Below are 5,713 nucleotides of genomic sequence, written 5' to 3'. Positions count from 1 at the left end.
ATCTATAGAAATTGATGGATTATCAAATATAGAGCTAAATATGTTATCATATTGCTATAGTAATTCTTTAGATAAAAATAAAACTCAAAATCTACTAAACAACTTAGCGATAATGAAGATATATTATGAAATAGAAGAGGAAGAAATAAAGAATCGAGGTATTTTAGATAAAATTAACAATTTTGATAGTATTCTTACTGAACTAAAATTAAAGATAGAAATGAAAAAAAGCCTAACTATAAGTTCTTTAAACTATATTTGGGAGAATTATTTAAGAGAAAATTTCTATCTTTTTACCACGGATGTTTCTGATGATTATAAAGCATTAAAGCTTATACCTATATATTACTTAAAATATAATATAGATAATAAAAATATTATAAATACATTGCCCATGAAGTATGACGTTATTATAATAAATGAAATAAATTATGATGAGATAAAAAAACATATGAACTATTTAAGGTCTATAACTGATAATTTAATTATACTTTCTAAAGATAAAATTACAGAAATTGAATCAATTAATTTATTTGATACTTTCACATATATTGATGATATTAAAATAAGCGAAAATGAAGATGCACTATATGCTACAAAATATTATCTTGAAAGCAAGGGCTATTCTGTAACTAAATATACTACTTTACCAATGGATTTATTATTAGTCACCCATAATAATAGAGAATCCTTTATATTATTTAACTCACTTAATATAAATGATTCTATTGAGAAGGAATCCACACTATATGAGTTTAATAATTATTTACTCGATAACAATATAAGATTCTACAGAGTATGGCAAAGAAGTTTATGGATTAATAGGGAAGAGGAATTTAAAAAAATATTAAAATTCATAGAAGATTAATTACAAATCTATATTGATATAAATTATTCATTAAAATATATTAATTGACAAGCATATACAAATAAAATATAATGTATATGTAAACTTAATAAGACAGTTCGGAAACCTCCTGTCTATAAACAAAACTACGGTAATTAATTGCAATTTATATTAAATGTGATTTTTATTGTAGAGGGTTATATATCCTCTACTTTATTTTTTTATATTTATTGCTTTTATTAATTTCGTTTAATTTGAGGTGTCTATATTTTAGGCACCTTTTTTATATTTAATTATTTGGAGGAAGATTAAATGAGAGATAATATTACAAAAAAATTAGTTAAAACTGCAGTGATAGCAGCTATTTATACTATTTTAACTGTTATTTTAGCCCCAATTAGCTATGGGCCTGTACAATTTAGAATATCAGAAATTTTAGTTCTGTTAGCAGTTATAGATCCATTTTATATAGTTGGATTAACTGTTGGATGTTTAATTGCAAATATTTTTGGTGGCTATGGATTAATGGATATAGTATTTGGAACAGTAGCAACATTCTTAAGTGTAACTGGTGTTTATTTAACTGGAAAATACATAAAAAATAAGAAGATTAGCTTAGTATTAGCATCCCTTTGGCCAACTATATTCAATGGATTAATTATAGGATGGATGCTTAACATTGTAGCTGACTTACCAATGGTATTAAGTATGATTCAAGTAGGAGTAGGGGAATTTGTAGTAGTTACTTTAGTAGGAGTACCTGTATTTAGACTAATTGAAAATAAATATAAAGATAGATTAGCATTAGAATAAAACTATATAAGTTGTAATAAAGTTTTACATTTTATTAATTTATATTTCGTATGAAAAATATTTAAGAAATTGAATTAGCTTGACAACTTATATAAAATTTTAAAAATATATATGCTTTCAATTGATGTAGTTTACTTTAAAAGTATTTTTCACTTAAAATTCTATAAGACTGCAGATGTAGATTGTTTGTTGAAACATATATATAATTTATAATATTAAGTAAGCTTAGATATTTATTGTTGTCTAAGCTTACTTTTTTATTTACAATATATATGAGTAGACAAAATTAAGGAGATAAAAATGAATTTAATAACATTAGAAAAAATTAATAAGTCATATAGTGAAAAAACATTGCTTAAAGATGTAAATTTAAATATAAATGATGGAGATAAGATAGGCCTTATAGGGCTAAATGGTGCTGGTAAATCAACATTATTAAAAATATTAACAGGAAAAGATGAATTCTTCGATGGAAAGGTCATTAAGAGTAAGAATCTAAGAATAGAATACTTATCTCAAGACACTCCGTATGATGGATCATCAACTGTATTAGAACAAATATTTAAAGGAGATACTCCCGAAATGAAATTATTAATGGAGTATGAAGATATTTTAGAAAAAGTACAAAAGGATGGTAGTTTAAGTGATAAACTTATAGAATTACAAAGTAAAATAGATACTCTAAATTTATGGGATTTAGAAAGTGATGCAAAAACAATATTAACTAAGCTTGGAATATATGATTTTAATAAAAAAATGAGTGAATTATCAGGTGGACAAAAAAAGAGAGTTTTTTTAGCTTCATCCTTAATTACACCTTGCGAATTATTAGTCCTAGATGAGCCTACAAACCATTTAGATTCTGAGTCGATAGAATGGCTTGAAGAGTATCTAAACTCAAGGAAAGGCGCTTTAATAATGATTACCCATGATAGATACTTTTTAGATAGAGTAACTAATAGAATTCTAGAACTAGATAGAGGTACATTATATGAATATGAAGGCAATTATAGTGATTTCTTGGAGAAAAAAGCTGATAGAATGAAGCTTGAATCAACATTAGAAGATAAGAGACAAAAACTAATAATAAAAGAGTTGAAATGGGTTAAAAGAGGGGCAAAGGCTAGAACTACAAAACAAAAAGCTAGATTACAAAGATTTGATGAATTAGTTAACAAGGAATATACTCCAGCAAATTCAGAAATAGAAATTCCTTTTGTAGGTAAAAGGCTTGGCAAAAAAATATTAGAAATAAATAATTTATCTAAAAGTTATGATGATAAGATATTAATTAAAGACTTTAACTATATTTTTACTAAAAGTGATAGAGTAGGGATTATAGGTAAGAATGGTGCTGGAAAGACTACTTTAATTAACATGATTACAAATAATATTGAACCTGACACTGGGACCATTGATATAGGCGATACAGTTGTATTAGGATCTTTTTCACAAGATAATAGTCATATGGATTTAAATCAAAGAGCTATAGATTATATTAAAGAAGGTGGAGAAAATATTCCAACTGAAAATGGATATATGATTACTGCAACTCAATTAGCTGAAAGGTTCTTATTTGATGGTACAACATTATATACACCTATTGAAAAACTATCTGGAGGAGAAAGAAGAAGACTTCATTTATTAAGAATACTAATGGAATCACCTAATTTACTAATTTTAGATGAGCCTACTAATGATTTAGATATAGAAACATTAAAAATACTTGAAGATTTCTTGGATGAATACTTAGGGGTAGTTATTATAGTATCCCATGATAGATACTTTTTAGATAGATTATGTAATAAAATATTCTCCTATGAGGGCAATGGAGTAATTAAAGAATTTATAGGCAATTATAGTGATTATTTAATTTATAAAGAATATGATGCTGTTAAAAATTCCAATGAAGCAACTGCTGCTAAAGATAACAATAAGATTAATAAGTCATATAAAAATAAGGATACAAGACCTAAATTTACATTTAAAGAACAAAAGGAATTTGAAGAAATATATGATATAATTGAGGACCTTGAAAGCAAAATATCTAGCTTAGAGTTAAAGATAGAAGAAAACGCAACGAATTATGGAGCTTTAAATGAGATATTAAAGGAAAAAGAAGAAGTAGAAGAAGAACTTTTATTTAAATATGAAAGACTTGAGTATTTAGAAGATTTAAATGATAAAATTAAAAATTACAAAAAAGATGAAAATGCTTAAACAAGCTCTTTTATGATAATACTAAGTATAGTATAATCTTAGTGTAAAACGTAATATCTTAAAAGGAGATTAACTATGAAGAAACTTTTAAAAAGTCTAAGTCTAATCCTAGTTTGTGCATCTTTTGTTGCTTGTGGAAATAAAGTATCAAACACATCTGAGTTAAAAGATGGACTTACTGCTAAGGATGTAGTTCAAAAAGTAGAGGAAAAAGCACCTATGCAAATGCCTATGGAATTGGATGAAGAATTAGCTAAGGATATAGCGAAGCTAGACCTTGATAATGTTGAAGATTATGCTATTACTAAAGCTGCAATTATAAATTCAGCTGATGTTGCTGCTGTTGTAAAAGCTAAGGATGGCAAGGTAGAAGCAGTAAAAGCTACTTTACAAGAAATGCTTGACACAGAAAAGAATAATGCCTATTTGCCAGACCAAAAGGAAAAGGTTGAAAATGCAGTTTTAAAAGAAAAAGGAAATTATGTAATATTATTAATTAATGCAGATGTTAAAGCAGCTGAATCAGCTGTTGATGAATGTTTTAAATAATTAATTTAAGCTGTCTTTTGACAGCTTATTTTTTTAGAAAGGATACTTTATGGTTTTTAGTAGTTTAATTTTTATATTTAGATTTTTGCCTATTTTTTTTATTTCATATTTTTTTACACCTAATAAATATAAGAACCTATCTCTACTTATTTTCAGCTTAATCTTTTATACTTTCGGGGAACCAAAGTATTTCCCTTTAATGATAGCGTCTATTATTGTTGATTATATTATTTCAATAATAATAGAAAATAATTTTGAGAATAGAAGGAAATGCAAGTCCTTATTAATATTATCGATTATTTTCAATATTGGAATGTTATTCTTTTTTAAATATTATAACTTTTTTATAGAAAATATGAATTTACTTTTCAATACATCTATAAACACTATTAAGGTTGCACTTCCATTAGGAATAAGCTTTTATACATTCCAAACCTTATCATATACTATAGATGTCTATAGGGGAAAGTTTAAGGCAGAAAGAAATATAATAGACTTTGGAGCCTTTGTTTCATTATTTCCACAACTTATTGCTGGTCCTATAGTTAAATATAGTGATATTAATAAAGAGATAAAAGATCGAAGTATATCTTTTAGTAATATAGAAGAAGGGCTTGAAGAATTTATAATTGGACTTTCAAAAAAGGTGTTAATTGCAAACAATATAGGAATGCTATGGAATGAAATTAGCAATAAAAATATAGAGAGTATTTCAATGCCCTTAGCTTGGATATCTATATTAGCATTTGCATTTCAAATTTATTTTGATTTTAGTGGATATTCATCTATGGCAGTAGGTCTTGGTAAAATTCTTGGATTTAATTTTCCAATTAATTTTAATTTTCCTTATATATCTAGAAGTATAAGCGAGTTTTGGAGAAGATGGCATATTACCTTAGGTTCCTGGTTAAAGGAGTATATCTATATTCCTCTAGGAGGAAATAGAGTGTCTAAAAAAAGACTATTTTTTAACTTACTATTATTATGGTTTTTAACTGGATTTTGGCATGGAGCAGAGTATAATTTTATATTATGGGGTATATACTTCTTTATATTTATATATCTAGAAAAGTTATTCTTGTCAAAGATTTTAAATAAATATATTATCTTTTCCCATATATACACAGTATTTATTTTGCTAATAGGATGGTGTATTTTTGCTATTACTGATTTAAATACATTAAGAGTATATATAGGTAAATTATTTACCTTTGATTTGACTTTAGATTATATTTTTTATTTAAGAAATTACATAATTATATTTATAATTTGTATTGTTTCTTC

General features: G+C 25.5%; 5 protein-coding genes. All 5 read left to right on the top strand.

All coding sequences use genetic code 11. From position 1 onward, the window contains the following. Positions 1 to 868: hypothetical protein (locus E6248_RS12125; RefSeq protein WP_316341062.1), on the top strand; the 868-nt coding region annotated here is incomplete at its 5' end. A 291-nt stretch (positions 869 to 1,159) separates the two neighbouring features. Beyond that, positions 1,160 to 1,660: a QueT transporter family protein gene (locus E6248_RS12120; RefSeq protein WP_316341061.1), complete on the top strand. Its 501-nt coding sequence runs from the start codon at positions 1,160 to 1,162 to the stop codon at positions 1,658 to 1,660. Between the two features lie 300 nt (positions 1,661 to 1,960). Next, on the top strand, positions 1,961 to 3,880 hold the full coding sequence (locus E6248_RS12115) for an ABC-F family ATP-binding cassette domain-containing protein (protein WP_316341060.1): 1,920 nt from the start codon (positions 1,961 to 1,963) through the stop codon (positions 3,878 to 3,880). A gap of 75 nt (positions 3,881 to 3,955) precedes the next feature. Next, complete coding sequence (locus E6248_RS12110; RefSeq protein ID WP_316341059.1) at positions 3,956 to 4,429, top strand: DUF4358 domain-containing protein; 474 nt, start codon at positions 3,956 to 3,958, stop codon at positions 4,427 to 4,429. Positions 4,430 to 4,784: 355 nt separating this feature from the next. Further along, on the top strand, positions 4,785 to 5,713 hold a 929-nt coding region (locus tag E6248_RS12105), incomplete at its 3' end, for an MBOAT family O-acyltransferase (RefSeq protein ID WP_316341058.1).

Source organism: Clostridium sp. (genome assembly GCF_032552055.1).
In the GTDB taxonomy this organism is placed as follows: Bacteria; Bacillota; Clostridia; order Clostridiales; family Clostridiaceae; genus Clostridium.
The sequence above is the reverse complement of the archived record's forward strand: the minus strand, read 5'-3'. Positions and strand labels throughout refer to the sequence as shown.

What these genes read in the sequence shown, in the direction of transcription:
- E6248_RS12120 (WP_316341061.1), top strand. Translation starts at nt 1,160, where the DNA reads ATGAGAGATAATATTACAAAAAAATTAGTTAAAACTGCAGTGATAGCA.
- E6248_RS12115 (WP_316341060.1), top strand. Translation starts at nt 1,961, where the DNA reads ATGAATTTAATAACATTAGAAAAAATTAATAAGTCATATAGTGAAAAA.
- E6248_RS12110 (WP_316341059.1), top strand. Translation starts at nt 3,956, where the DNA reads ATGAAGAAACTTTTAAAAAGTCTAAGTCTAATCCTAGTTTGTGCATCT.